This is a genomic window from Providencia sp. R33 (genome assembly GCF_019343475.1).
Lineage (GTDB): Bacteria > Pseudomonadota > Gammaproteobacteria > Enterobacterales > Enterobacteriaceae > Providencia.
In genome coordinates, this window is the sequence record NZ_CP072453.1 from 2,821,632 (window position 1) to 2,845,917 (window position 24,286).

A 24,286-nucleotide genomic window follows, 5' to 3' on the forward strand; every position below is an offset into this window, starting at 1 on the left:
TCACTTTGAAAACTATTCGACCTCTAATTCTTTGATGCGCAAGCTATCGCCACTTTCCACTTTTAAATTCAAACTTTGGCATTGTGGACAAACGGATTGATGGCTATCAATTTCCACCATTTCACTGCAATCCCAGCACCACGCCTGCGCTGGACGGTGCATCATATGCAATTGGCAACCTTGTGCGACAGTGCCGCGACAGGCGATATCAAAACAAAAGCGAAATGCGCTTTCTTCAACACAGGAAAGCGCACCTATTTCTAACCAAACTGCCGTGACTTTTTTCACGGCGTTTTGCTTGGCTTGTTGTTCAATTATTTCGAGTGTGCTTTGGCACAATGAAACTTCATGCATTATGCCTCCTTTAAGTGTCGCGCAAATAACGCGCGGCGCGCTGGCGATTGCGGCACATTTGGGTCACTCACTGGCAGGGACAACAAAATACGACGGCAATCATCAGTAAGGTGAATACCCTGCTCAGGGCTCAAGCTTTTATCCAACGGAGACATCAAGGAACAGGCAAAATATTGCGTCAGCCCGTCAAGTTCCCCAACGGTATAGGTCATTTCCCCATAAGGTAAAATCAAGCCCACTTTATCGCCAACAGTACGGTGCTCCCAATACTGTTCAGGCCCCGGTAAAATAAGCGCGCTGAGCATCCACGGAGTAATAACCGCACCAACCCATTGGTTTTCAAACAAAGCAAACTCACTGGCATAAACTGGCATCGACGGATGGAGGAAAGACAAATCGTGCATCGATTGCTCCGCCACCCGTTGAAATGCAGCCTCTACCAGAGTTCGTGGGTTGCTTTGATAACCTTTAATATCATCAGGCATGTAAACTCTCTTCTTTTGCCGTAATTTCCAAACCTTCACTGCGCAGCACATCAATCACTTTTTGCAACGCAGGTTCTAATGCAGCCTGCCCTGTAGCGGTTAAACCGATGTGCGGCTCTAAGGACTCAGGCACGACGCCCACTAAGGTCAAACGCTGCGGAAATTCATCTGTTAAATGCAGCGCGGATAACACATCGGATAACCCTAATTGATGAGGTGAAATTTTACGGGTAAACAATGCAGGCACTTCGTCATCACGTAGCACTAATAACGAACCGGGTTGCTGGCTCGATAACACCACATCCGCAATAATTAAGTGGTCGCGATCGGCCATTGGGCCGATCAGTTCCATTCCTGCGGTACCGCCATCGAGTACTTCCACACATTCAGGCAGGTGATAACGCTCTTCCAATGCTTCAACAATGCGTACACCAATTCCTTCGTCGCTCAGCAAAATGTTGCCAACGCCTAAGACTAAAATCCGCATTACAGCACCTTAACCTTAGTGACTTCCCCACCTTCAGGATCCACAATGTGCACCGCGCAAGACATACATGGGTCAAATGAGTGAATGGTTCTCACCACCTCAAGCGGCTTAGTTGGGTCAGCAACAGGGGTTCCTACCAACGCTTGCTCATAAGGGCCTGGTTCGTCATTGAAATTACGTGGGCCAGAGTTCCATGTGGATGGCACAACCGCTTGATAGTTTTCAATTTTACCGTCTTTGATAACCACCCAGTGTGAGAGCAGACCACGTGGCACTTCCCCAAAACCAACACCTTTGATCGTTGCGTTTTCTGGGAAGTTTGGTTTTACAAATGTGGTAAAGTCACCTTTACCGATGTTATCCACCAGCGCTTGCCATTGAATTGACAGTGTTTCATTCAGCACACAGCAACGCACGCTACGACCGATAATTCGACCTAGTGTGGAGTGCAGTTGATCAACACTAATGCTGTTACCTGTCAGTGTTTGATACAGGTTCACCACATCATTAAAGTGTTTTTCCGTTGGCTCATGTTTTGCTGCCAGTTTGCACAGTAAGTCCGCTAATGGCCCCACTTCGACGGTTTTATCGTAGAAGGTTGGCGCTTTCACCCATGAATATTTGCCGTCATCGTCCCAACCAGTGTAGTCAGGGTTTGTGGTGCCTTCCCACGGTGCTTGTGGCTCGTTTTCTTTGTACCATGCGTGTTTGCTACTTTCTTTGATACCGTTGATCAAATACTCGTCCATATGGCTGGTAATTGGGCGATAGGTACTGAAATCGCTATTTTCGAGGTAACCACCTGGCAATAAGAAACTGCCATTTTTGCCATCCATTGGCATTTCAGGCATACACATGTAGTGTTTCGCCCCTTGACCAACTTCCAACCATTCTGGGTAGCCCGCTGCAATGACAGCAGCGTCGATTTTATAGACTTGCTCGATAAAATCCCCTAAACGGTCGATAAAGGATTTCACATACATTAAACGCTCAAGGTTAAGAACACCGACTCCATCAAGGTTAATCGGGTTCGCGACACCGCCCACGGCGAGGTTTTGGATGTGCGGTGTTTTCCCCCCTAACAGTGCCACAATACGGTTTGCATCCCGTTGGCATTCAAGGGCTTGTAAATAGTGCGCGACCGCAATCAAGTTCACTTCAGGCGACAATTTCATCGCTGGGTGACCCCAATAGCCGTTCGCAAAAATCCCTAGCTGACCACTTGCCACCAGCTTTTTAATTTTGTCTTGTACGCGGGTAAATTCTTCTGCGCTATTAAGTGGCCATGTAGAAACCCCTTTGAGGATTTCTGCGGCTTTATTTGGGTCTGCATTTAACGCGGAGGTGATATCGACCCAATCAAGCGCCGATAATTGATAAAAATGGACAATATGGTCTTGAATGGTATGCGCCGCTAAAATCATGTTACGGATGTACTGTGCGTTAACGGGCACATCAATATTCAGTGCGCTTTCAATGGTACGCACAGACACAATGCCGTGAACAGTGGTGCAAACCCCGCAAATACGCTGCATGATCATCCATGCATCACGTGGGTCTTTCCCTTTGACGATTTCTTCCATACCGCGCCACATGGTGCCTGAAGCCCAAGCCTTGGTGACTTTTCCATCTTCAATTTCACAATCAATGCGTAAGTGACCTTCGATACGAGTGACTGGATCTATTGTTATACGTTGGCTCATGCTTTACCTCGGGCCTCTGAATGGCTCATCTTTGTTTTTTTCAATGCTGGAATAACGGGTAGTAGGCGGATCAGCAAGATGTACGCGCAGACCTCAATTGCCACAAAACCCATTGAAATTAAAAGTTCTTCTGATGTTGGGAAGTAGTCATAACCACCCCCCGGATTGAACGCGACAAGGGAGTAGCTCATCCGCCACATTGCCGCCCCGATTAACATGCTTAACCCGCTGATGTATAACCAACGCGAATCATTTCTCAGCGATGGGATGCGGAAGATAATTAATGGGATCACCATTAACACGGTTTCTATCCAGAACATCATGGCGTAGAAGTCGCCATTGAAGATGTGGTGCAGTTTTTCGCGATAAATCAACTCGCCAAATCGGCACACGAGGAACAGCACCAAAAGCACTTGCAGAATTTGCGTTAGCCGCACAAACAGTGGCCGTTCATCTGCTCCTTGCCCCTTTAAGGCAGCTTGCAGTAATGAGCCTTCGAAAATGACTATCGAGAACCCCATAATAAACGCGGTCAACAGCGAGAGCAGCGGCAACATTTCATAACTTTGCCAAATTGGGTGCACCTTGTATCCCGCTGAAATCATTAACGATCCCATTGAGGATTGGTGCATCATTGGCAGCAGTGCCCCTAATGCGATGATAAAAAACATCACTTTATTCAAGCGTTTTAATGAAACTTTCCAGCCAAAACGTTCACACAGTGCAGGGGCAAATTCTAATGCCATCACACCAATGTAGATCGTCATACACACTGCGGTTTCAAACAACACTGAATTGGTATTGAAGAAGCCCGGAATATAGAAATACGGCAAGTTCCAGTAACGCCCCACGTCGATGGTGATAGATAAACCACCGAGGGAGTAACCAAATAAGCTGGCCAGCAATGCAGGACGAACCAGCGGGTGATATTCCCCGCGGTTAAACACATACACTGCCCAAGCCAGCGCCCAGCCACCACAGGCAAACCCCGTTCCTATCAGCAAGTCAAAGGCAATCCAAATTCCCCACGGATAACCCCCGTTAAGGTCAGAAACCGAACCTAGGCCGAAAACCAGACGTTTAATAATCAGAATGACGCAAAGCAGCACCAATGGCCCAAAGACCATAATTGGCCAACTGACTAAACGCCCGCCTAACGGCTTTTCTTTATGATGCGTCGTCATTTGAGTCATCTCCTTCGTGTTTGTCATTCTTGGTATTGCGATACACCAAGAAGCTCAACCCTGCCAGTGCCGCTAACGGCAACACCATGCCTTTGTACAGTGTGTGCTGAACATGCTCAGAGCGCGCACCGGTCGACAGTTGCTCTAATTCAGGCAAGCCAAGGTGCTGATATGGCACACCCGAGAGCACAATGACCTGCGTTCCGCCGCCTTCAAGCTCCCCATATACGTGTTGTTCATACTTCGGCACTTTGATGACATTCGGGTCATTGCTATGCAGGGTTTGGCGTGGGAAGCCATATTCATCCCCCACTTTGAGTGTTAAGCGTTTTTTCGCTTCCTTGAGTAACTCTTCCCGCGTACCGAAAATCACGGCGCCGGTTGGGCACACTTCTACACAGCCCGGTAAGCCGCCTTTGTCTAGACGCTCAACACCTTTTTGGTTACATAGTTCGCACTTATGAATGGCTCCAAACTTATCATCGTAAGCATATTTTGGAATGTTGAACGGGCACGCTACCATGCAGTAGCGGCAACCCGTACACACGCTCGCATCGTAATGAACGATGCCCGTTTTCGGGTCTTTTTTCAGTGCTTGAACAGGGCAAACAGACACACAGTTAGGGTCAACACAGTGCATACACTGCTTTTTGATGTACGCGTAACCGTCTTTTTCCTGATCTTTATTCACCCCAGTGCCGCTGCTCCAGACCTGAATAATGTTGTTGGTATACGGAGTAAGCTTGTCGTTGTTCGACCATGTTTGCTCCCCCACAGGGTTACGCTCTGGATGGTTGATATCTTGGCATTTTGTCACGCAGGCTTGGCACCCAACGCACAACGTTGAGTCATACAGCATGCCAAGGGAGTTCGGAATTGGCGGTCGGTTTTCCGCTCCCGCCAAGCTCGGTGAGCTGCTCGCAAGGAGCGCTCCCCCAGCGGAGAGTTTAAGGAAATTTCGTCTATTCACGGTTATTCTCCCCGTGAGTCAGTGTCTTGCTGGCGTTTTTGGCGACCTAATTCACGTACCGCCATCACACTCACCCCAGCCACTAACCCCACAACACCACCGATTAACCCAACGGCGGTTGATGAAATTTGGCCGCCTTCACGGTTATTTAAATCTGGTTTGTCTGCGCGTGGCGTTGGGTTTTCCACACTGGCAAGTTGATGGATGGCTTTGTGGAAGCCGACATTTTCTTCATTACAGCCATAACATGGGTGACCTATCGCCACAGGCCATACACCGCCAACGTCGCAGAACTGCAATGTTGAACAGTTACCGTAAGTTTCAGGGCCTTTACAGCCTAGGTGATATAAACACCAACCTTCACGGTGACCATCATCGCCAAACTCTTTAGCAAAACGCCCTGCATCAAAGTGTGGGCGGCGCTCGCAGTGCTCGTGAATTAATCGACCATAGGCAAACATTGGGCGGTTTTTGCTGTCCAGTGCTGGTGGGCGATTAAAAGTAATTAAGTGAGCAACGGTCGCTAAGAAATTATGTGGATTTGGTGGGCAACCTGGGATGTTAATCACAGGTTTATCTTTGATGACTTGGTTTAACCCAACTGCGCCCGTTGGGTTGTCACCTGCCGCGGCAACACCGCCCCAAGAGGCACAAGAGCCAATTGCAATCACGGCAGCAGCATGTTCCGCCACTTCGCGAATATGCTCAACAATGGGTTTCCCTGCAACCATGCAGTAGATACCGTTATCTTTCAGTGGGATAGAACCATCGACGACAAGAACATATTTTCCTTTATATTTCTCCATCGCATTGTGCTTATTCTGTTCAACTTGCTCACCAAAAGCGGCAGATAACACCTCATGGTATTCCAGTGAAATTGTATCCAGAATTAAGTTTTCGAGAGTCGGGTGAGTAGAACACAGCAAGGACTCAGTACAACCCGTACACTCTTGGGCGCCAATCCAAATGACAGGCGGACGAGCTGGGTCGCTAATAGATTCAGCAATTTGGGCCGCTGCTTTCCCACTTAGCCCCATCGTTGCTGCCAACGCTGTACATAACTTCATAAAATCACGGCGGTTAATACCGTGAGGAGAATTAATAGAGTTATCTCCTATCATTCTTTTTTCCTATTATTATGGGTGGCTTAGAACCTATTCATTAAACAAATTTTGTTGATTATCCTTGCGTTAGAGATGCCACAAAACCCGACGTGTTGAATACACTTACGCCTTACGCTTGTATCATTCGATGCAATTCAAATTGATAACAAAACTGAGCTTAATGAAATAAATTCTTATTTAAGTAACCTGGTGCATATATATAAAATAAGATCCTATTCCTCCCGATTTTTAATCACTTGATCTTCATCAAGAGGAAATAAGAAAGTTTATCTTTTTTATATATTTGTTAGAAAAATCGATTCAGTTGATAGGGGGAAAAAAGTGTTAAGTTAAATAAAAATGATTCGTTTATTATTCAATAATGCGCTATATATCACACTAATTTAAATATAAATTTCATTAATTATCATTTAGATACATAAAACCATTATTTATTTATAATTTAATTAAGCGAAATTAGAGTATTATTAATAACCAATTTATTAATATAAATATAAATTAGTTAAATAAGAATCAATATCAAAAAAAGAATATTTAATTAAAATTTAGAATATAGAAAAAGTCGATTAATATATGTTCTAAGGGCCTAACAATATCTCTCATTGGCTAACCCTTTAATTTTACTGAGGCTATAGCTACCTGCCCTAATGCCAATCCACCATCCCCCATCGGGAACTGCCTTGCCGTTAACACCTCAAATTCATTTAAATTATTCATTAATAAATTTCGTAATAATTTATTGTGCATCACACCTCCTGATAACACGACTTGCTTAACCCCATATTGCTGAGCAGATGTTCTAGCGAGCTGCGCAAACCCATTTGCTAATGCGACATGAAACGCATGGGCACGCTGCGCTTTAGGAGCTTGGTAAGCACACCACTCACGCCAAAATGTAGCTAAGTCAAGGTGTTGGCCGACTAGTGGCATCGTCACTGGGTGTGTTAGAACTTCAGAGCGCATCGCCAACGCTTCAAGTTGGCACGCCGCTTCCCCTTCCCAACTAGTTTGCGCCGTGCAAATACCAAGGGCAGCCGCGACAGCGTCAAATAACCGCCCCGTGGAAGACGCCGTTGGGCAGTTGAGCCCCCTTTCGATAGCCTTTTCGAGCCCCTGCCAAGGAAATTCGAGGAGTTGAGTTGCATCTGGTTGTTGTTGCCACTTAGGAACAAACTGCAACCAGTGAGCCAATAAGTTACGCCAAGGCTGCCTTGCCGCCATTTCACCGCCAGGTAAAGCAACCGCAGGCAACCCACCCAAATATTGGCTGGATGAATAATCTACCAATAAACATTCCCCCCCCCAGAGACGTTGGTCATCGCCATAACCTAGCCCATCAAGCGCTAACCCAATGACTTTGCCTGTGTTTTTTGGCAAGCCATGCTCCACCATAACGGCCGCAATATGGGCATGATGGTGCTGAATTTGCACAAATGGAATGTTCAACTGTGCAGATAACTGCTGAGCAAATCGATGACTAACATAGCTAGGGTGCATATCTCCAGCCAATGCAGTTGGGGTAAAACGGTAAATAGATTCAAACAAATCAATCGCACTTTGGTACTGCTCAAAAATATCTAAGTCGTCCAAATCCCCAAGGTGTTGGCTTAATACCGCGCTTTTATCACGTAATAAGCAAAACGTATTTTTCAGATCAGCCCCTAACCCTAATATAGAGGGTGAGTTTTCAAAACCTTCAGGTAAATCCACAGAATCAGGTACATACCCACGAGCACGGCGCAACATTTCCGCCTCACCTTGGTGATAACGAACTAAAGAATCATCAGCGCGTTGCACGATATCGCGGTTATGGGTCAGATAAAAATCAGCGATATTGGCTAAATCATTGAACGCACTTTGCTCTGTGAGTACTGGGGGCTTCCCTGATGCATTTCCTGAGGTCATGATTAATGGCCTTTTTACTTCTGCCATTAATAAATGCTGTAAGGGATTCGAGGGCAGCATCACCCCTAACTCAGTCAAATGTGGAGCAACGAACTGACTTAACTCACTGTTTTTCCACTGCTTGATTAAAACGATAGGTGCTGCGGAGCTTTTTAATAACGAGGCTAGCCCATCACTAACACTAACTCCTTGGTTTTTTAACCAATCTAAAGACGGGATCATCACCGCAAACGGTTTTGTTGGGCGATGTTTACGTATGCGGAGCGCTTGTATTGCATGGTCATCCGTTGCATCGCAAGCAAGATGAAAGCCACCTAACCCCTTGATAGCAATAATTTTACTCGTGAGTAGATATTGAGATGCCGATATTAATGCCCGTTCCTTTTCCGCCACCGTCTGCCCGAAAGCATCACTCAGCGTAATTTCAGGCCCACACACCGCACATGCATTGGGCTGCGCATGAAAACGCCTATCCGCGGGGGATTGATATTCCGCCAAACATTCAGGGCATAACGGGAAATCGGCCATCGCCGTGTTTGGGCGATCATAGGGCATATGGCGAATAATCGTAAAGCGTGGCCCGCAATGAGTACAATTGGCAAATGGATAATGAAAACGGCGATTTACAGGGTCAAAAATCTCTTGCTGACAAGCCTCACAAGTTGCCGCATCAGGGATCACTTGCGTATCCATCTTCCCTTCGCCACTGCGGCGAATGGTAAATTCATCGGGTAAAACATCCCATTGAAAGGGTTGTGATTGAATACTTTCAATATTCGCTAAAGGAGGGCAATGCTGTTGCAATAATTGGCTAAATTCAGTGATATCTGCGTCAGAAATTAGGCGGATCAACACCCCTTCACCATCGTTGCAGACATCCCCATGCAGTCGCTGTTGATGTGCCAACTGCCAAACATAGGGACGAAAACCAACCCCTTGTACTTTGCCTTTAACCCGAAGCTGTATTCCGTTGCTCACTTGCACACCCTCTTTTTATACTGATGCTATTTTCTCGCTAACGCATCAAAAAAACTTAACTTAAGATCAAAAAAAAGTGGGATAGGAAAAGTCAGCATAGTCATTTAATTAACATGCAGATAATGGTAAAAATTCGCTTGAGTCATTAATTTATTTATCCGCAATAAACTATTCAAAATAGACATATTTTATTTTAAATTCAACAAATTAAGATTTAATTAATGTTTCTTATATCGGCAATTTTTCTGATTACCTAAAACAACAAACTGATGCGTTGTGAATAACAAAGGCAATTTGAGATCCCCATGCTAGGGGTCAGGTGTGCATTTCTCAACAATGGAAGAATCGTTTCATGTAGTGGCTATAAAATTCTTATGGCCACTACACTTTCATTCGCTGATTGATTAATTAATCACTCGTAAACCCATCTTCCATGCGGTTAAAGTTATAGAAAAATTCAGATGGATCAACTACAGCAGGATCGCTGTATTTTCTTGCTTCTTCCCACCACAGTAGCTGTAATTCTTTCAATTTCTCAGGGTATTTTTTCGCTAAATCTGTAGATTCAGAAAAATCCTCCGCAGTATTAAACAATTGCCATTGGTCATCATCATAGCTCGTATTATAACGATGTAATGCAACCGCACGCCAATCTCCTTGGGTAATTGCACGCTGACTACGCAATTGGAAATACTGAACATCACGGGTTTTCGCTTTGTCTGAGTTTAGCGTTGGTAAAAATGATTTACCCGCAACCGGCACTTGTTTTACACCGTCGACTTCCGTTGCAAATGACGTTCCTGCCGCATCCAAAATGGTTGGGGCAATATCGACCACACTGACATACTGGTCACGAATGCTATTGGGTTGATCTGTATGACTCGGCCATGAAACAATTAAAGGTGTACGAACTCCCCCTAAGTACGGCCATAATTTATAACGTTTAAACGGAGTTGCTCCCGCATAAGCCCATGGGCGCTGGTACAACATATCCGTTTTTGGGCCACCGGCATCATCTAAATTGTCGTACATTTCTTTCACGGTGGTTTTATCCATATAAGCCGTTCTAAAACCGCCATTTACGCCACCTTCTGGTGCAGCCCCATTATCTGATAACAAAATAATCAGCGTGTCATCATACTGATTGGTTTCTTTTAAATGGTTAACTAATCGGCCTATCTGCTCATCGGTATGCGTCATAAAGCCAGCGTATGTCTCCATAAACCTTGCATACACTTTTTTCTGTTCCGCATCTAATGAATCCCATGCAGCATCCCCTTTCTCTCTTGGTGGTAACACTGTATTACTCGGGATAATCCCTATTTTTTTCTGTTTTTCAAAACGCGCTAAACGTAGCTGATCCCAGCCTTGATCATACTTGCCATCATAAGCCTGAATATACGATTTAGGGACATGATAAGGTGAGTGAGCAGCCCCTAATGCTAAATAAATGAATTTAGGTTGCTCTGATTTTTGGTCAATACGATTAATGGCGTGATCCACTAAATCGACAGATAAATGATACTCAGGGTTATTGGGTGGCGTAATTTTTTGATTATTTTCGACCAGTGCAGGTTTATATTGATTTGTATGCCCACTTAAAAAACCGTAAAAATAATCAAAACCACGCTGTTTTGGCCAGAAACTTTGGCTACGTGCTAAATCATCTTTGTAATTAGGCGCAAGGTGCCATTTACCCAAAGCATAGGTATCATAACCTGCTGATTTTAAAGCTTGTGCAATGTTTTGGGCATTTTCAGGAATTTCACCGCTCGTTGCGGGGCCTGCTCCTCTAGGGGTTTCTTTCGATGGCGCATTGACATTATCTGGCGGTAAATCTTCCATATTAACGGTTTGGTTATTACGCCCTGTCACTATCGCTGCACGCGTTGGCGCACTAATTGCACTCGTATCAAAACGGTTATAGCGAACCCCAGCCTCCGCTAAAGCATCAATATTCGGCGTGTTAATTTCCGAACCAAATGCACCAAAATCGGCAAATCCGACGTCATCTAATACAATCAAAATGACATTGGGCTGCTTTGCAATAGGCGCGATTTTATCGGTAGTTGCACTCACCGCAAAGGTGGATGATAAAAATAATGCCCCGGTTAATGCGACGTGCAAACACTTACTGACCATATTGGGTTTATGAGGGATTTCAGCTCTCTCATTCCCTTTTTTTCTTTTTTCGTGATTAGACATAAAGCCTCTCTTGTAAAACGGTATTTAGCAATAAAAAAGCTGAGCATCATGTGGATTAAGGTACAAAAACAAAAAAACCTGAGACCTATAACGATGAAGTTATAAGGCTCAGGTTTTTGCCTAGTCATACTAGTAACACACCTAAAGAGTTATCATCTAATCAAAACAAATAAAAATCACAATCACCGATTGATAGTTTTGTGAACAATGTCAAAAGTATTTCAGGTTTTCACTCAATACTGTTATTAATTTAACTTTATGTTTATTTTAGATCTTATTTCTCAGTCATTGTCTATCTCAATTAATAATTTTCCCCAATAAATAAAAGCATTTAAATTTCTGTTTTAATTACTATAAATTGTCATTATTAATTAAAATTCCTGAGCGTTTATACTTATAAAAACCAGTTCTAGCTCACAATTTTTATAATTTATCATTGTAAAAAAAACAGACACGTCTTTAATATACGGCAAATGGTGTGTTACTAGCTTGACTAGGCAAGAACCTGAATGTTTACGCGATCACGTGGTCGTTTAAACATTCAGGTTTTTTTTTACCTAAAATTCCTGATAAGTAACAAAAAACAATAAATCATTAAAAATCATAAAGTAACAAAAAACACTAATTTGAATTGCTAAAACAAAGAGTAAAGGTTGGTCTATGAAAACAAATAAATTTCTAAAATATTTCAAAGCAACATTATTCATCCCTCTTCTTTTTGCAACAATATCAGAAGCCAAGGAATATAAATTTGTCGATAGTTTAAGTAATGAGCCGCTGATTAAAGACAGTAAACTTGATTTATTTTTAAGAAATCGATTTAAATACCTTAATGAAAATGAAGTTGGCCCAACTTATATTCACACAGCATGGGCACAAACAATTGGTTTAAATTATCAATCGGGTCTTTGGAAAGAAACTTTAGGGTTTGATGTTTCTTATACCAGTGTAACAAAATTAGGGGCAAGTAATTTCTTTGCAAGCCGAGATTTATTATGGAACGATGGCCCTGGTTTTAAATCTTCTAATGCTAAAGGTTTTACAAAATTCAATAATCGCTTTATAAAATTACATTTAGGAGATGACGAAGGATTAAGTTATAAAGCTAAATATGGCTGGCAAGCTGCACACATGTATACCGTTCTTAAAAGCCCTTATGAATCTGCACAAAATAGCTATTTAGGTTATACCGGCACATTAAAATATAATGATTTTTCAATTGATACTTTATATTTTGATAGTGTTATGGAACGTTTTTCTCCTAACAAAGAAAAGTTTCGTAACAGGAATAATGAAGCTATTGAGTATATTGCAGCCGGGGGAATTAATTATAATACTAAAGAACTTAAGGCTACCTATAATTATGGATATGCTAAAGATTTTATCGACCGCCATTTCATTGATTTAAACTATATGCCATATTCCAACATCACACTCGGTTTTCGAGCTGTTGGAAACGTCCCTCTGGAAATGTATAAAAATATGCCTTCATCACGACAAGCTGCAAATGGCAGCTCGTGGGTATATGAAGGAACGGTCAAATGGCAATATGATGACCTAGGAATGAAAGTTGGCGTTGGGTACACCGATGCAGCTAAAAATGATGGTTCACTCGGTTATTTTGACAGACACCCAGTTAAAAACGCTCGCTGGCGTTTAGACCCAATGTCTTCAGCCGCTTATCATTACCAACGAGATGGTGAACTCGCTCTCACAGGCCTCATTGACTATAAATATGCAGAAGACTTTTATTCAGCAGTACAATTAAATTATGGTCAATTTGATTTTAAAAATAATAAAATAAAAACAGGTGAGCTAAATCTTATTAATGCTTGGCAACCTAGCGATCCACGTTTAAAAAACTTTACCATATTTACTAAATTAACCAAAGCTTGGCTATACCAAGCTGAAGGAAATAGAACTCAACCTGTATTCGATGATAACGGGCACTATATTCGCAGGAATGCTATCGCTGCAGATATTATATTTGATTATAAATTCAATATATTCTAATTCTGTATAAAATATACATAGAGGTAAAAATGAAAAAATCAATTTTAACACTAAGCTTATTGGCCTTATTTGGTATTAGCTCTCAAGCTACCGCAGATAACATGCGAATATTATTAGTAAATGATGACGGGTGTGATGCTTTTGGTTTACAAGAACTAAAATCGCAACTTGATGCAAAAGGCTATGATGTTTGGCTCGTAGGCCCAGCAACTAACCAAAGTGGAATTGGTACTGCAATTACGTTTAAAGCAGGCAAAGAGTTTGATGTCAAAAAACTCAATGACCGCGCCTATTGCTTCCCAGGTACACCTGCAGATTCTCTTGATTTTGGGTTATATGGCCTACTACGTGACACTCCACCTGATCTTGTCATTTCCGGCGTCAACGACGGACCCAATACTGGGACATCGCAATTAAACTCAGGTACAGTTTCCGCAGCAGCACGTGCTGTACGCCTTGGCTACCCAGCAATTGCAGCAAGCGTGGGTTATATTATGACACCAGAAGAAATGAAATCAGGCTGGCCTAGCACACATAAATATTGGCCTGATTCCGTAACACATGTTGTTGAGCTTGTTGATGATTTAAATAAAGACTGGAAGTCTGGCCAAAAAGTATTACCGCCCAAATCAGGTTTAAGCATTAATTACCCTGCATTGCCTAAAGAAAAAATTAAAGGCATTAAATTTGTAGAAAATGAATATCTAGTTGCACCACAAATATTGTATGAAATTACCGCAGAAGGAAAAGCTAAACAAATTATCAATCCAGAAGCATTAAAAATGAGAAATGATAATTCGGATACGGGTTATCTTGATAAAGGCTATATTACCTATACCATCTTTGATGGCGATTGGAACGCCCCTGAAGCAAAAGTCAAAGAATATCAAAATATTTTAAAGATTAAGTAATCATTCATTAATCGTATTTTTAATTCATAGAGACATAAGTATGAACAATGTAAAACAAAATTTTCAGTTAATGGCTAAACCCTCAGGCTCAGTCTGTAACATTGATTGTACTTATTGTTTCTATTTAGAAAAATCAAAGCTATACCCCAATAGAAAAAGTCAGTGGCGAATGAACGAAGACGTATTAGAACACTATGTTCGTTCGAATATTCAACAGCAATCAGCTGATATTGTTGAATTTGTTTGGCAAGGAGGGGAGCCTACACTACTTGGACTTGGCTTCTATAAAAAAGCCGTTGAACTGCAACAGAAATATGCAGGGAAAAGAAGGATCCATAATTCTTTTCAAACTAATGCATTAAATCTTGATGATGATTGGTGTCAATTTTTTAAAAAAAATAATTTCCTTTTGGGAGTTTCCATTGATGGAAACCAAGAAGACAATGACCAATATCGTTTAACTCGTGCAGGAAAAAGTACCTTTGAACGATTAATGGCAAGTATCGAGCTCCTCAAAAAATACCAAGTTGATTTTAATACGCTAACTGTCGTCAATAATATGAATGTCAAAAAACCCATAGAGACTTATGAGTTTTTAAAAAGCATCGGTAGCTATTATATGCAGTTTATCCCTGTTGTTGAAAGGCAAGCAAAACAGACAACAAGAGATGGATTGTCACTGATTTCTCCTGAATTTGAAGGTGATGCAAACGTCACGGATTGGTCAGTGAATGCCACTGAGTATGGCCATTTTTTAAATACGCTCTTTGACCATTGGCAAATAAAAGATATTGGTAAAGTGTTCGTCATGAACTTTGAACAAACAATGAGTCAAAGTATTGGACATCCCAGTAGCTGTGTCACTAGTGAAACATGCGGTGCGAACCTTATTTTAGAAGCTAATGGCGATGTCTATTCATGTGACCACTTTGTTTACCCTGAAAACAAAATTGGCAATCTCATGGAGGAAAGCATTCCAAATATGCTTCTCTCACCAAATCATCAGCGCTTCTCTTCCCTTAAAAAAGAAAAAATCAGTCATGATTGTTTAGGGTGTGAGTTTAAACCTTTGTGCCACGGTGGCTGCCCTAAACATCGCTTTTTATTAGACTCGAAAGGGCTGCCAAGAAAGAACTATTTTTGTGACACTTACAAAATCTATCTTTCTCATTCCTTACCAAAAATGAAGAAAATTTTGCAAGAAATCCGAGGAAACTAGCAGCAACAGTTAGGGATATATGACATTAAAAAGCCGAGTAATTCATTGCGATTACTCGGCTTAAAGACATCTATAATGCATATTGCTCAATCGCTTTTGCAACGCCATCTGAATCATTACAACTGGTAATATACGTTGCACGCGACTTCAGCTCTTCTGTCGCATTTTCCATCGCAACACATATCCCCGCAGCATCAAACATAGGAAGATCATTATTTTGATCGCCAATACACATAATTTCATGTTTATACAGATCAAGTTGCTGAGCCAATGCTTGTATTGCCAACCCCTTATTCGCATTCTTATTTAACACCTCAAGAAAATAGGGGGTACTTCTGACTAAAGTATATTGTTGAAAATAGCTTGCTGGTATTTTTTTGATCACGCTGGATAAATAATTTTCTTCCGATGAAATCATCAACTTAGTAAATAACAAATCCTTCGGCATTTCATCCATTGGTACATAATGAATCAATGTATTTGAGAGGTATGCTTCGTGGGTTGTATAAAAACCGATCACTTTATTCGCTGTAAATATTTTATGATCACCAAGTGCATGCAAAGATAATGCAAGTTCTTCTGTCTGTTGGTAAATTTTTTGGTAATCATCCATACCTAATAAAAAATCAATAAGGTGATTACCATTAGATGCATCGTGAATAACACTACCATTATTGCTAATGCAATAGTTCCCTGCTTTATCTAATCCTAATTGTTGTAAATACGGTTGAATACCTGAATACGGTCGACCAGACGCTAGGATAATATGGATATTATTCTTTTTGGCTTGTTGTAGAACATTTGCAACATAATCACTAACTTGATGATGAGTATTTAACAGTGTGCCATCAAGGTCGATAGCAATCAATTTCACGGCCATATGTTTTTCCTTTTCAGCTCCCAATGAAAAGCCTTAAAAACTTTATATCTAGGGAGAATATACTTTAGGTTTATGCCTAGTCTTGCCAGTTACACACCCATCTCATACTTAATTTAGTTTTAAACTGAGTTTAAAAGCCTTTCTATATGTAATGCCAAATAAATGATTTCTTCGCGAGAAACCGGTATTTTGTATTCTGTTTCAATCAGTGCTGCAATTTTTTTTGCACATGCAAAATTTTTTAATAATTCTTTTTCAACTAATTCTTCCAGTACCGAATTAAATTGACTACTTTTATCATGGTGAGCTTGACAACGGATAAGTAAATATTTTAAGTGATTAATAAAACGAGAAAAATTATCTGTTTCGGTACTAATCTGGATATGGAAAGAGTAATTAATGATATTGACAATTTTATAAACAGTTTGAGTAAATCTCAGTGTATCACCAACGCTTTTATTATTCAGCTTAGCATTGACAAAGTGCAATGCGATTAATGATGCTTCATTTGCAGGTAAATTAATTCCTAATTTATCATTAATATAATCAACAGCGACTTTACCTGCAATAAACTCAACATGGTACAAATATGGCACTTCATAGAGAGAGATACTTATTTCACTATTTTTACTTCTTTCAATTGCGAAAGTAATATGCTCCGACAGTGTTACAACCAAGCTATCGCTAAGCTCAGCATTCAATATAGGTTTACATTTGTTGATAACTTCAATGGTGAGCTTGATGATATCAATAGGAATACTTTCAAGAAAATTATTTATGTCGTAGTCATTAGGCTTAATAAAAAGTTCATCATTTTCATTACAATGATAATTTTGACCTGCTTTCGAATTAAAGCCTATACCTTTACCAATAATAACAACATCTTGTTGAGTCTCATTTTCAACAAGAATTACATTATTATTAATAACTTTTTTGATTAAATACATAATAGGCTATTCCATTTTTATAAGTTATAAATGCAAAAAAACCTGAAAAGACAAGAAGTATTTTCTTCATGCCACTTCAGGTTTTTGCCTAGTCTAGCTAGTAACACACCATAATTTGTAGATATATCTTTTCTGGATACTAAAATCAAGATTCGCATCATTTTTTTGTGATCGATTCCTAAGTATACCTGCGCAATACCCATCTTATAAATTTTGGCCTATCCCGCGCGTATAATAACTGTTCAGGTGTATTTTATAAAAATATAAAATGGCCGTTACATAGATATTAAACTCGGACTTTAAATTATATCTCTGTCGTCCAGATCACAAATCCATTATTCTATAATTGCCTTTTAATCATAAAAAATTTATAAAGGCTACGTAGGTATGTAACTAGTACGACTAGGCAATAACCTGAAACAAAGTGATGTCATGTATTCACTGTTTCAGGTTTTTTTATATCTAAATTTTGTGTAGATGGAATAAAACCATGAATAACAATGATGTTTTTAGCCATACCAAAGATAAGAAAGTCATTGTTATTGATGAAAAAATAGAGAATTAGTATTACAGATTGCGCTAAATGTAAAATCAAAATAAGTCAGGCATCAACTTTGACTTCAAAATAACAGGTGTGTAACTGGCAAGACTAGGCATAAACCTGAACAATTTCCCCAAGTGTATTTGGAGGCCGTTGTTCAGGTTTTTTTATAGGTGTACTTATGGAAAGTAAACAAGTTGCAGAGCAAATTATTGCTCTTATCGGTGGGCAAAAGAATATTAGCCAACATTGGCATTGTATTACACGTTTACGTTTTAACTTACATAACAATGAATTAGTTAACGTTGACGAGTTACGTAATATACCATGGGTTCTGGGTGTTAATTTCCAAGGCAACCAATTACAAGTGATCTTGGGGAGTCACGTCACCCACGTTTTTACTGAATTACACAAACTTGTAGAACCCTCCACCAGCACGGAGAGCCTTGATGATCAGCAAGGCTCCAATATTGAACCTAAACAGAACTTTATTAATACTTTCTTTGACTTTCTTTCTGGTATTTTTACACCTATTTTACCTGCTATCATTGGAACCGGTTTATTAAAAGGTCTATTAGCATTATTTGATATGTCAGGTTTTATTCAGGCTGGCAGTTCTGAATATCGAATTCTTTATACTATTTCTGATTCGGCTTTCTATTTTTTACCTATTTTATTAGCTTTTTCCGTTGCTAAGAAATTCAAAACTAATGAATATATTGCCGTAACTTTAGCGTTCATTTTGGTTTACCCAATGTTCCAGAATGAACCTGCACTTTCTTTCTTCGGTATTAATATTCCCAATATTACTTATAACTTTACTGTAATTCCTATTATCTTAGGTGTATGGCTCTTAAGTTACATTAATCGATGGGTTGAAAAAATTATTCCCGCCAGTGTGAAAATCATCTTTGTACCGTTATTGGTTCTGATTATCACATCACTCATCACACTCTCACTCTTAGCGCCTCTCGGGTATTACGTCGGTGAGTACTTACAGCAAACATTCTCTTATTTGTTTGATGTTGCAGGCCCTATTGCAGGATTGATTATGGGGGGTTGCTTATCATTATTAGTGATAACCGGAATGCACTATGCCTTTTTCCCAGCGACCTTTTCAAACTTTAAAACCTTAGGTTATGACTTTGTTTTATTACCAATCAGTTTATCCAGCAATCTTGCCCAAGCTGGTGCCACGTTAGCTGTCGCAATAAAAACTAAAAATACCAAATTAAAATCTATCGCATATTCATCCTCCCTATCTGCTGTGTTTGGTATCACTGAACCTGCTATTTATGGCGTCACAATGCGACTCAAGAAACCCTTTTATGCCGCTTTAGTTGGCGGTGCGATTGGTGGGGGAATAATTGGTACATTTGCGGTTAAAGCTTTCGCATTCAGCATCCCTGGCATCACAGCATTACCAACTTATGTTGAAGCAGGTACAAACAACTTTTTGTATATCTGCCTCGCCATTGCCGCTAGCTTTAGTACTGCGTTCATCATCACCTTATTTTTAAAATGGGATGAAACTGGGCTCTCTGCTCCTAATAATCAACAAAATGCACCACAGTCAACAATTGCTGTTGAACCTAAAAACATACAAAAACAACATAATAATCAAAATATTGAATTAAGTTTAATTGCACCAATTACTGGGGAAACCTTAGCGCTAGAACACGTTCCTGATACCGTTTTTGCAAATAGGATCATTGGAGATGGTATTGCCATCATCCCTTCTGACAACAAAGTTTACGCACCTGCTGATGGGATTGTTTCGATGGTCACCCCCTCAAAGCATGCTATCGGCATAACAACCAACGATGGTTTGGACGTTCTTATTCATGTAGGCATCGATACTGTTTCATTGAATGGTGAAGGTTTCACACTCCATGTCAATGAAAAAGACCTCGTTAAATGCGGTGACCTACTCATCGAGTTCGATATTGAAAATATAAATAAACATTCATTATCAACAATCACCCCGGTTTTGATAACCAACTTTGACGAGTTCAGTGCATTACATCTGACAGAGCAACAGCATGTCATTAGTCATGAAACCGCACTGCTCACTGTTAATTGATTTAGAAAGAGGAAATTATGAAATTAGATACTAAAAATACCAGTACAGTAGGTTTTCCAGAAGGTTTTTTATGGGGCGGCGCAACGGCGGCTAACCAAATTGAAGGGGCGTTTGATGTAGAAGGTAAAGGACTTTCGACATCGGATGTTGCCGCATACAAAGATCCGTATGCCGGTGGCGGCGTGAATAACTTCACCTTTAACGTCACGTCAAAAGAACTTGAAGAATATTTAAAACCTGAATGCAAAGTGTTATTTCCAAAACGTTGGGGTATCGATTTTTATCATCGTTATGAAGAAGATATCGCACTGTTCGCTGAAATGGGCTTTAAAGTATTCCGTTTATCTATTTCATGGGCTCGCATATTCCCTAACGGTATTGATGAGCAGCCTAATGAAGAAGGTTTAGCTTTCTACGATCGCGTATTTGATGAACTGGCAAAATACGGTATTGAGCCGTTAGTGACGCTGTCTCACTATGAAATGCCTCTGACATTGACACAAAAATTCAATGGCTGGCAAGATCGTCGTTTAATTGATTTATTTGTTAAGTTTGCAACCACATGCTTTAAACGCTATGAATCCAAAGTGAAATACTGGATCACGTTCAACGAAATGAACATGAACCTAAATAGCTTATATACTGGTGCGGGGACGTTACCTGACACGGTAAAAAATGTTGAAGAAGCCGCTTATCAAGCATCACATAACCAGTTTGTTGCGAGTGCACTTTCAATCAAATTAGGTAAAGAGATGATGCCTAATGCAAAAATCGGCTGCATGATTTGCCGATTAGAAACTTATGCAGAAAGCTGTAATCCAGAAGACCAACTGCAAGCACTGAAAGAAGACCAAATCAACTTGTTCTACCCAGATGTCAGTGTACGCGGTGAATACCCTACGTATATGCTGCGTTATTTTGAAGAGAATAATATTAACATTCAGGTCGAGCCAGAAGACTTCAATGTGCTTAAAGAAGGTATTGCAGACTTTATCTCACTGAGTTATTACATGACTTATGTCACCAAAGGGGGGCCTGATGCAAAAGAATTATCTGGCCACTTAGTGAGTAAAATTAAAAACCCATTCCTAACTCAATCTGAGTGGGGCTGGCCGATTGACCCAACCGGACTACGTATCACATTGAATAAATTGTGGGATCGCTATGGTATTCCTCTATTTGTGGTCGAAAATGGCCTCGGTGCACGTGATACTTTAAATCCGGATGGAACCGTTTCTGACCCATACCGTATCGATTACATCAAAGAACACGTTATCGCCATGAAAGAAGCTATCCGTGATGGTGTTGATTTGATGGGTTATACCACATGGGGCTGTATTGACCTCATTAGCTGTGGAACGTCCCAAATGACGAAACGTTACGGTTTCATCTATGTCGAACAAGATGATGAAGGTAATGGTTCACTGAAACGGATCCCGAAAGAGTCGTTTTATTGGTACAAACGCGTCATCGCATCTAATGGTGAAAATGTAGATTAATATCCCTTAATTACATTTACCTGCCCCCGACTCGTTCAACGAGTCGGTTTTTTTTTATTATTGAAAGTGCTGATTTCTTTTTCATACCTCCACTCATTGCCCCTTTCTGTCATTTTTCAAAATGCAGTTTCTTATATGAAACTAAACTGCGCCATAAGCTCGACACACCCCACACTTTGAAACGAATATTTTACATATAGTCAACATTCGATTGACTATTAATCACCCCTACATTTAATCTGGTTTTAAATAATAAACAACGTTTCGTATATGAAACAAAATGTTACTGCGTATTAAGAGGAAAAATTATGAGCTGGATTGCAGTGTGCGATGTTTCACAAGTTCAAGAAGAATTTCCCTTTTCAGCCAAAGTAAATGACAACGAAATCGGTATTTTTTTGGTTGAAGACCAGTATTACGCTTTGGAAGATGTTTGCCCTCACGCTTACGCCTTACTCAGTCAAGGGTTTGTTGAAGATGGCAAGGTCGAATGCCCTCTGCACGAAGCCATCTTTGATATCAAAACAGGCAAATGTTTACGAGAACCCGGTGGCCGAGATTTAAAAATCTACCAAACCCGCATTCATGAAAACCAAATTGAAATTAGTTTAATTGAGGAGTAGTCATGGAACCGATTCAAAATATTAACCCTTACCTACCCGCAAATAACCAAATTATCCCTGCACGAGAAGGTGGAAAAGGAAGTATTCAAGCGCCGGGGAGTGCCCCTAATATTGTCTGGCAAACACGTTCACGCCTTCCCGATGAATACGAAACAGCGCTGATTGGTGCATTAGAAAACTTATTTGCCGCTGGTACTGACACCCTCGAAGCCCTTGTTGAAGCCCTAAATCAACAGCTCTTATTTGACCGCCAAGGTCATACATGGACACCAAGCAGTTTTCGCGAATTTTTGCTCGTTAATGGATATTAATACTTTGTAACTTATACAAAAAATAACCTTTGATAATCGGAAGCAAATTATGACAACGAATACACAACCTCAAAACTTTCAAGCGTATTTAGATGTGGGGCTACGAGGACAATGGTACCCCGTATTATCTAGCTGGGAAGTCAGCAGCAACCCAATCGGTATCACTCGCCTCGAAGAACAAATTGTCTTATGGCGCGATGATAAAGGCCAAATTCATGCCTTAGAAGACAGATGCCCCCACCGCGGTGCGCGTTTATCCATGGGCTGGAACCTTGGTGAACGCATTGCTTGTTGGTACCACGGTGTTGAAGTGGGCGGAGATGGTATTGTCAAGGACGTTCCAGCGGTTAGCCAATGCCCTCTTGAAGGCCAAAAATGCTTAAAAACCTACCCAGTTCAAGAAGTTCATGGTGCTATTTTTCTCTATTTTGCTGTGATTGAAGGAGAAACACCACCAGCACTTGAATTCCCTGAAGAATTAGCCGATGGAGAAAACCACAGCCACTTCCTCTGCACCGCATCGTGGAAATGCAATTACCAGTATGCCCTTGAAAACGTGATGGATCCGATGCATGGCACCTATTTACACTCTTCTTCACACTCCATGGCTGAAGGAGATAAACAGTCTGAGATGATCCTTGAAGCGACTCAAACAGGGTTTATTTTCCGTAAGAATGACCAAATTGGTGTCAACTTCGACTGGGTAGAATTTGCCAGTACAGGCGCAAACTGGTTGCGTTTATCCATCCCATATCAAAAACGTTTTGGACCAGGTGGGCACTTTTGGATCATCGGCATGGTCGTTCCAGAAGATAAAGATCACTGCCGCGTATTCTTCTGGCGAATTCGTAAAGTCAAAGACTGGCAACGCGATCTCTGGCGCTTTATGTACCGTAACCGCTTAGAAGGACTGCATTGGGATGTATTAGAGCAAGACCGCATTATTTTAGAAAACCTTGCGCCAAATGCACGCAACCACGAGTTTCTCTATCAACACGATGTCGGTTTATCGCGCCTTCGCCGTATCATGCAGCGAGAAGCCAAAAAACAGTTTGAACTGATTTACGGTAAGGAAACTGAAAATGCATAACCTATTGGCGGGAAAACGTATTGTGGTCACTGGCGCAGCTAGAGGGCTAGGTTTTAGCTTTGCCCAAGCCGTCGCAGAACAAGGTGCTAAAGTCATTCTGTGCGACATTCTTGAAGAACGTTTGCAAGAAAGTACGGAAACATTACGCCGCCAAGGGTTTGATGCACAAAGTTACTGTATCGATCTTGCTGATCCCGCCTCTATTCGCCAAGCCTTTGAGCATATCGCTAAGCAAGGTGCCATTGATGGGTTGATCAACAATGCAGCTCTCGCAACGGGTGTGGGTGGCAAAACATTAGATGAATACGATCTTGAGCTTTGGGATCGCGTTATGACCGTGAATGTCAAAGGAACTTGGTTGGTCACAAAAGCGGCATTACCACTATTAAAGCAAAGCCAACAGGGAAAAATCATCAATATTGCGTCTGATACCGCCCTTTGGGGAGCACCAAGGTTAATGGCCTATGTCGCCAGTAAAGGGGCGATTATCAGTATGACTCGCTCGATGGCGCGAGAGTTAGGCCAGCACCGCATTTGCGTTAACGCAATTGCACCGGGGCTGACCAAGGTTGAAGCGACGGAATATGTCCCTGAAGAGCGTCACCAGCTTTATGAAAACGGGCGTGCCTTACAAGGGGAGCAACTACCTGAAGATGTGACTGGCACCGCACTGTATTTGCTTTCTGATATGGCGAATTTTGTGACGGGGCAGCTTATACCCGTCAATGGCGGCTTTGTTTTTAACTAATTGATGACCGCGTTGGCGGCGAGGTT

20 protein-coding genes are annotated in these 24,286 nt (G+C 41.1%); 9 read left to right on the top strand and 11 right to left on the bottom strand.

The window, feature by feature from the left end; all coding sequences use genetic code 11:
• Positions 1-12 precede the first annotated feature (12 nt).
• The 9 genes from hypA to J6836_RS13265 all read right to left on the bottom strand — a co-directional run bounded on the left by hypA (position 13) and on the right by J6836_RS13265 (position 11,395).
• Positions 13-354 (bottom strand): hydrogenase maturation nickel metallochaperone HypA, encoded by a 342-nt coding sequence (gene hypA / locus J6836_RS13225; RefSeq protein ID WP_219244492.1) that lies wholly within the window; start codon positions 352-354, stop codon positions 13-15.
• Positions 354-839, bottom strand: a complete 486-nt coding sequence (hybE, locus tag J6836_RS13230; protein WP_219244493.1) for a hydrogenase-2 assembly chaperone — start codon at positions 837-839, stop codon at positions 354-356. The genes hypA and hybE overlap by 1 nt, the downstream gene beginning before the upstream one ends.
• Positions 832-1,326, bottom strand: a complete 495-nt coding sequence (locus J6836_RS13235) for a HyaD/HybD family hydrogenase maturation endopeptidase (RefSeq protein ID WP_219244494.1) — start codon at positions 1,324-1,326, stop codon at positions 832-834. The genes hybE and J6836_RS13235 overlap by 8 nt, the downstream gene beginning before the upstream one ends.
• Positions 1,326-3,029, bottom strand: a complete 1,704-nt coding sequence (gene hybC / locus J6836_RS13240) for a hydrogenase 2 large subunit (RefSeq protein WP_219244495.1) — start codon at positions 3,027-3,029, stop codon at positions 1,326-1,328. Before hybC ends, J6836_RS13235 begins: the two co-directional genes overlap by 1 nt.
• Complete coding sequence (gene hybB, locus J6836_RS13245; RefSeq protein ID WP_219244496.1) at positions 3,026-4,213, bottom strand: Ni/Fe-hydrogenase cytochrome b subunit; 1,188 nt, start codon at positions 4,211-4,213, stop codon at positions 3,026-3,028. The genes hybC and hybB overlap by 4 nt, the downstream gene beginning before the upstream one ends.
• Positions 4,197-5,183, bottom strand: a complete 987-nt coding sequence (gene hybA / locus J6836_RS13250) for a hydrogenase 2 operon protein HybA (RefSeq protein ID WP_219244497.1) — start codon at positions 5,181-5,183, stop codon at positions 4,197-4,199. The genes hybB and hybA overlap by 17 nt, the downstream gene beginning before the upstream one ends.
• 2 nt (positions 5,184-5,185) lie before the next feature.
• A complete protein-coding gene (gene hybO, locus J6836_RS13255; protein ID WP_219244498.1) occupies positions 5,186-6,304 on the bottom strand; it encodes a hydrogenase 2 small subunit in 1,119 nt (372 codons plus the stop codon).
• Between the two features lie 609 nt (positions 6,305-6,913).
• Complete coding sequence (gene hypF, locus J6836_RS13260; RefSeq protein WP_219244499.1) at positions 6,914-9,190, bottom strand: carbamoyltransferase HypF; 2,277 nt, start codon at positions 9,188-9,190, stop codon at positions 6,914-6,916.
• A 408-nt stretch (positions 9,191-9,598) separates the two neighbouring features.
• A complete protein-coding gene (locus J6836_RS13265) occupies positions 9,599-11,395 on the bottom strand; it encodes an arylsulfatase (protein ID WP_219244500.1) in 1,797 nt (598 codons plus the stop codon).
• Between the two features lie 660 nt (positions 11,396-12,055).
• On the opposite strand from J6836_RS13265, the gene J6836_RS13270 reads away from it, so the two are divergent.
• Genes J6836_RS13270 through J6836_RS13280 form a run of 3 tightly spaced genes read left to right on the top strand, consistent with a single transcriptional unit; the run spans position 12,056 to position 15,538 of the window.
• Positions 12,056-13,408: an OprD family porin gene (locus J6836_RS13270; RefSeq protein ID WP_219244501.1), complete on the top strand. Its 1,353-nt coding sequence runs from the start codon at positions 12,056-12,058 to the stop codon at positions 13,406-13,408.
• Between the two features lie 29 nt (positions 13,409-13,437).
• A complete protein-coding gene (gene surE / locus J6836_RS13275) occupies positions 13,438-14,319 on the top strand; it encodes a 5'/3'-nucleotidase SurE (protein WP_219244502.1) in 882 nt (293 codons plus the stop codon).
• 40 nt (positions 14,320-14,359) lie between these two features.
• On the top strand, positions 14,360-15,538 hold the full coding sequence (locus J6836_RS13280; RefSeq protein WP_219244503.1) for an anaerobic sulfatase maturase: 1,179 nt from the start codon (positions 14,360-14,362) through the stop codon (positions 15,536-15,538).
• Positions 15,539-15,608: 70 nt separating this feature from the next.
• Here the strand turns inward: J6836_RS13280 and yidA are convergent, their stop codons facing one another.
• Entirely contained in the window at positions 15,609-16,418 is an 810-nt protein-coding gene (gene yidA / locus J6836_RS13285) for a sugar-phosphatase (RefSeq protein ID WP_255586227.1), read from the bottom strand.
• A 119-nt stretch (positions 16,419-16,537) separates the two neighbouring features.
• Positions 16,538-17,365: a PRD domain-containing protein gene (locus J6836_RS13290; protein ID WP_219244505.1), complete on the bottom strand. Its 828-nt coding sequence runs from the start codon at positions 17,363-17,365 to the stop codon at positions 16,538-16,540.
• Positions 17,366-18,087: 722 nt separating this feature from the next.
• Here J6836_RS13290 and J6836_RS13295 point away from each other — a divergent pair.
• From J6836_RS13295 to J6836_RS13320, 6 genes are all read left to right on the top strand, one after another.
• Positions 18,088-19,989: a beta-glucoside-specific PTS transporter subunit IIABC gene (locus J6836_RS13295; protein WP_219244506.1), complete on the top strand. Its 1,902-nt coding sequence runs from the start codon at positions 18,088-18,090 to the stop codon at positions 19,987-19,989.
• A 17-nt stretch (positions 19,990-20,006) separates the two neighbouring features.
• Complete coding sequence (locus tag J6836_RS13300) at positions 20,007-21,488, top strand: glycoside hydrolase family 1 protein (RefSeq protein ID WP_137018988.1); 1,482 nt, start codon at positions 20,007-20,009, stop codon at positions 21,486-21,488.
• Positions 21,489-21,796: 308 nt separating this feature from the next.
• Positions 21,797-22,111, top strand: coding sequence for a Rieske (2Fe-2S) protein (locus tag J6836_RS13305; RefSeq protein ID WP_219244507.1), 315 nt, complete (start codon positions 21,797-21,799; stop codon positions 22,109-22,111).
• Between the two features lie 2 nt (positions 22,112-22,113).
• Entirely contained in the window at positions 22,114-22,422 is a 309-nt protein-coding gene (locus J6836_RS13310; protein WP_219244508.1) for a recombinase-like helix-turn-helix domain-containing protein, read from the top strand.
• 49 nt (positions 22,423-22,471) lie between these two features.
• Positions 22,472-23,512, top strand: coding sequence for an aromatic ring-hydroxylating oxygenase subunit alpha (locus J6836_RS13315; RefSeq protein ID WP_219244509.1), 1,041 nt, complete (start codon positions 22,472-22,474; stop codon positions 23,510-23,512).
• Entirely contained in the window at positions 23,505-24,260 is a 756-nt protein-coding gene (locus J6836_RS13320) for an SDR family oxidoreductase (RefSeq protein ID WP_219244510.1), read from the top strand. The genes J6836_RS13315 and J6836_RS13320 overlap by 8 nt, the downstream gene beginning before the upstream one ends.
• Positions 24,261-24,286: the final 26 nt, after the last annotated feature.

Bases quoted from the DNA above. Each gene is read 5' to 3' on its own strand.
- hypA (WP_219244492.1), bottom strand. From the start codon at position 354: ATGCATGAAGTTTCATTGTGCCAAAGCACACTCGAAATAATTGAACAA.
- hybE (WP_219244493.1), bottom strand. From the start codon at position 839: ATGCCTGATGATATTAAAGGTTATCAAAGCAACCCACGAACTCTGGTA.
- J6836_RS13235 (WP_219244494.1), bottom strand. From the start codon at position 1,326: ATGCGGATTTTAGTCTTAGGCGTTGGCAACATTTTGCTGAGCGACGAA.
- hybC (WP_219244495.1), bottom strand. From the start codon at position 3,029: ATGAGCCAACGTATAACAATAGATCCAGTCACTCGTATCGAAGGTCAC.
- hybB (WP_219244496.1), bottom strand. From the start codon at position 4,213: ATGACGACGCATCATAAAGAAAAGCCGTTAGGCGGGCGTTTAGTCAGT.
- hybO (WP_219244498.1), bottom strand. From the start codon at position 6,304: ATGATAGGAGATAACTCTATTAATTCTCCTCACGGTATTAACCGCCGT.
- J6836_RS13265 (WP_219244500.1), bottom strand. From the start codon at position 11,395: ATGTCTAATCACGAAAAAAGAAAAAAAGGGAATGAGAGAGCTGAAATC.
- J6836_RS13270 (WP_219244501.1), top strand. From the start codon at position 12,056: ATGAAAACAAATAAATTTCTAAAATATTTCAAAGCAACATTATTCATC.
- surE (WP_219244502.1), top strand. From the start codon at position 13,438: ATGAAAAAATCAATTTTAACACTAAGCTTATTGGCCTTATTTGGTATT.
- J6836_RS13280 (WP_219244503.1), top strand. From the start codon at position 14,360: ATGAACAATGTAAAACAAAATTTTCAGTTAATGGCTAAACCCTCAGGC.
- yidA (WP_255586227.1), bottom strand. From the start codon at position 16,418: ATGGCCGTGAAATTGATTGCTATCGACCTTGATGGCACACTGTTAAAT.
- J6836_RS13290 (WP_219244505.1), bottom strand. From the start codon at position 17,365: ATGTATTTAATCAAAAAAGTTATTAATAATAATGTAATTCTTGTTGAA.
- J6836_RS13295 (WP_219244506.1), top strand. From the start codon at position 18,088: ATGGAAAGTAAACAAGTTGCAGAGCAAATTATTGCTCTTATCGGTGGG.
- J6836_RS13300 (WP_137018988.1), top strand. From the start codon at position 20,007: ATGAAATTAGATACTAAAAATACCAGTACAGTAGGTTTTCCAGAAGGT.
- J6836_RS13305 (WP_219244507.1), top strand. From the start codon at position 21,797: ATGAGCTGGATTGCAGTGTGCGATGTTTCACAAGTTCAAGAAGAATTT.
- J6836_RS13310 (WP_219244508.1), top strand. From the start codon at position 22,114: ATGGAACCGATTCAAAATATTAACCCTTACCTACCCGCAAATAACCAA.
- J6836_RS13315 (WP_219244509.1), top strand. From the start codon at position 22,472: ATGACAACGAATACACAACCTCAAAACTTTCAAGCGTATTTAGATGTG.
- J6836_RS13320 (WP_219244510.1), top strand. From the start codon at position 23,505: ATGCATAACCTATTGGCGGGAAAACGTATTGTGGTCACTGGCGCAGCT.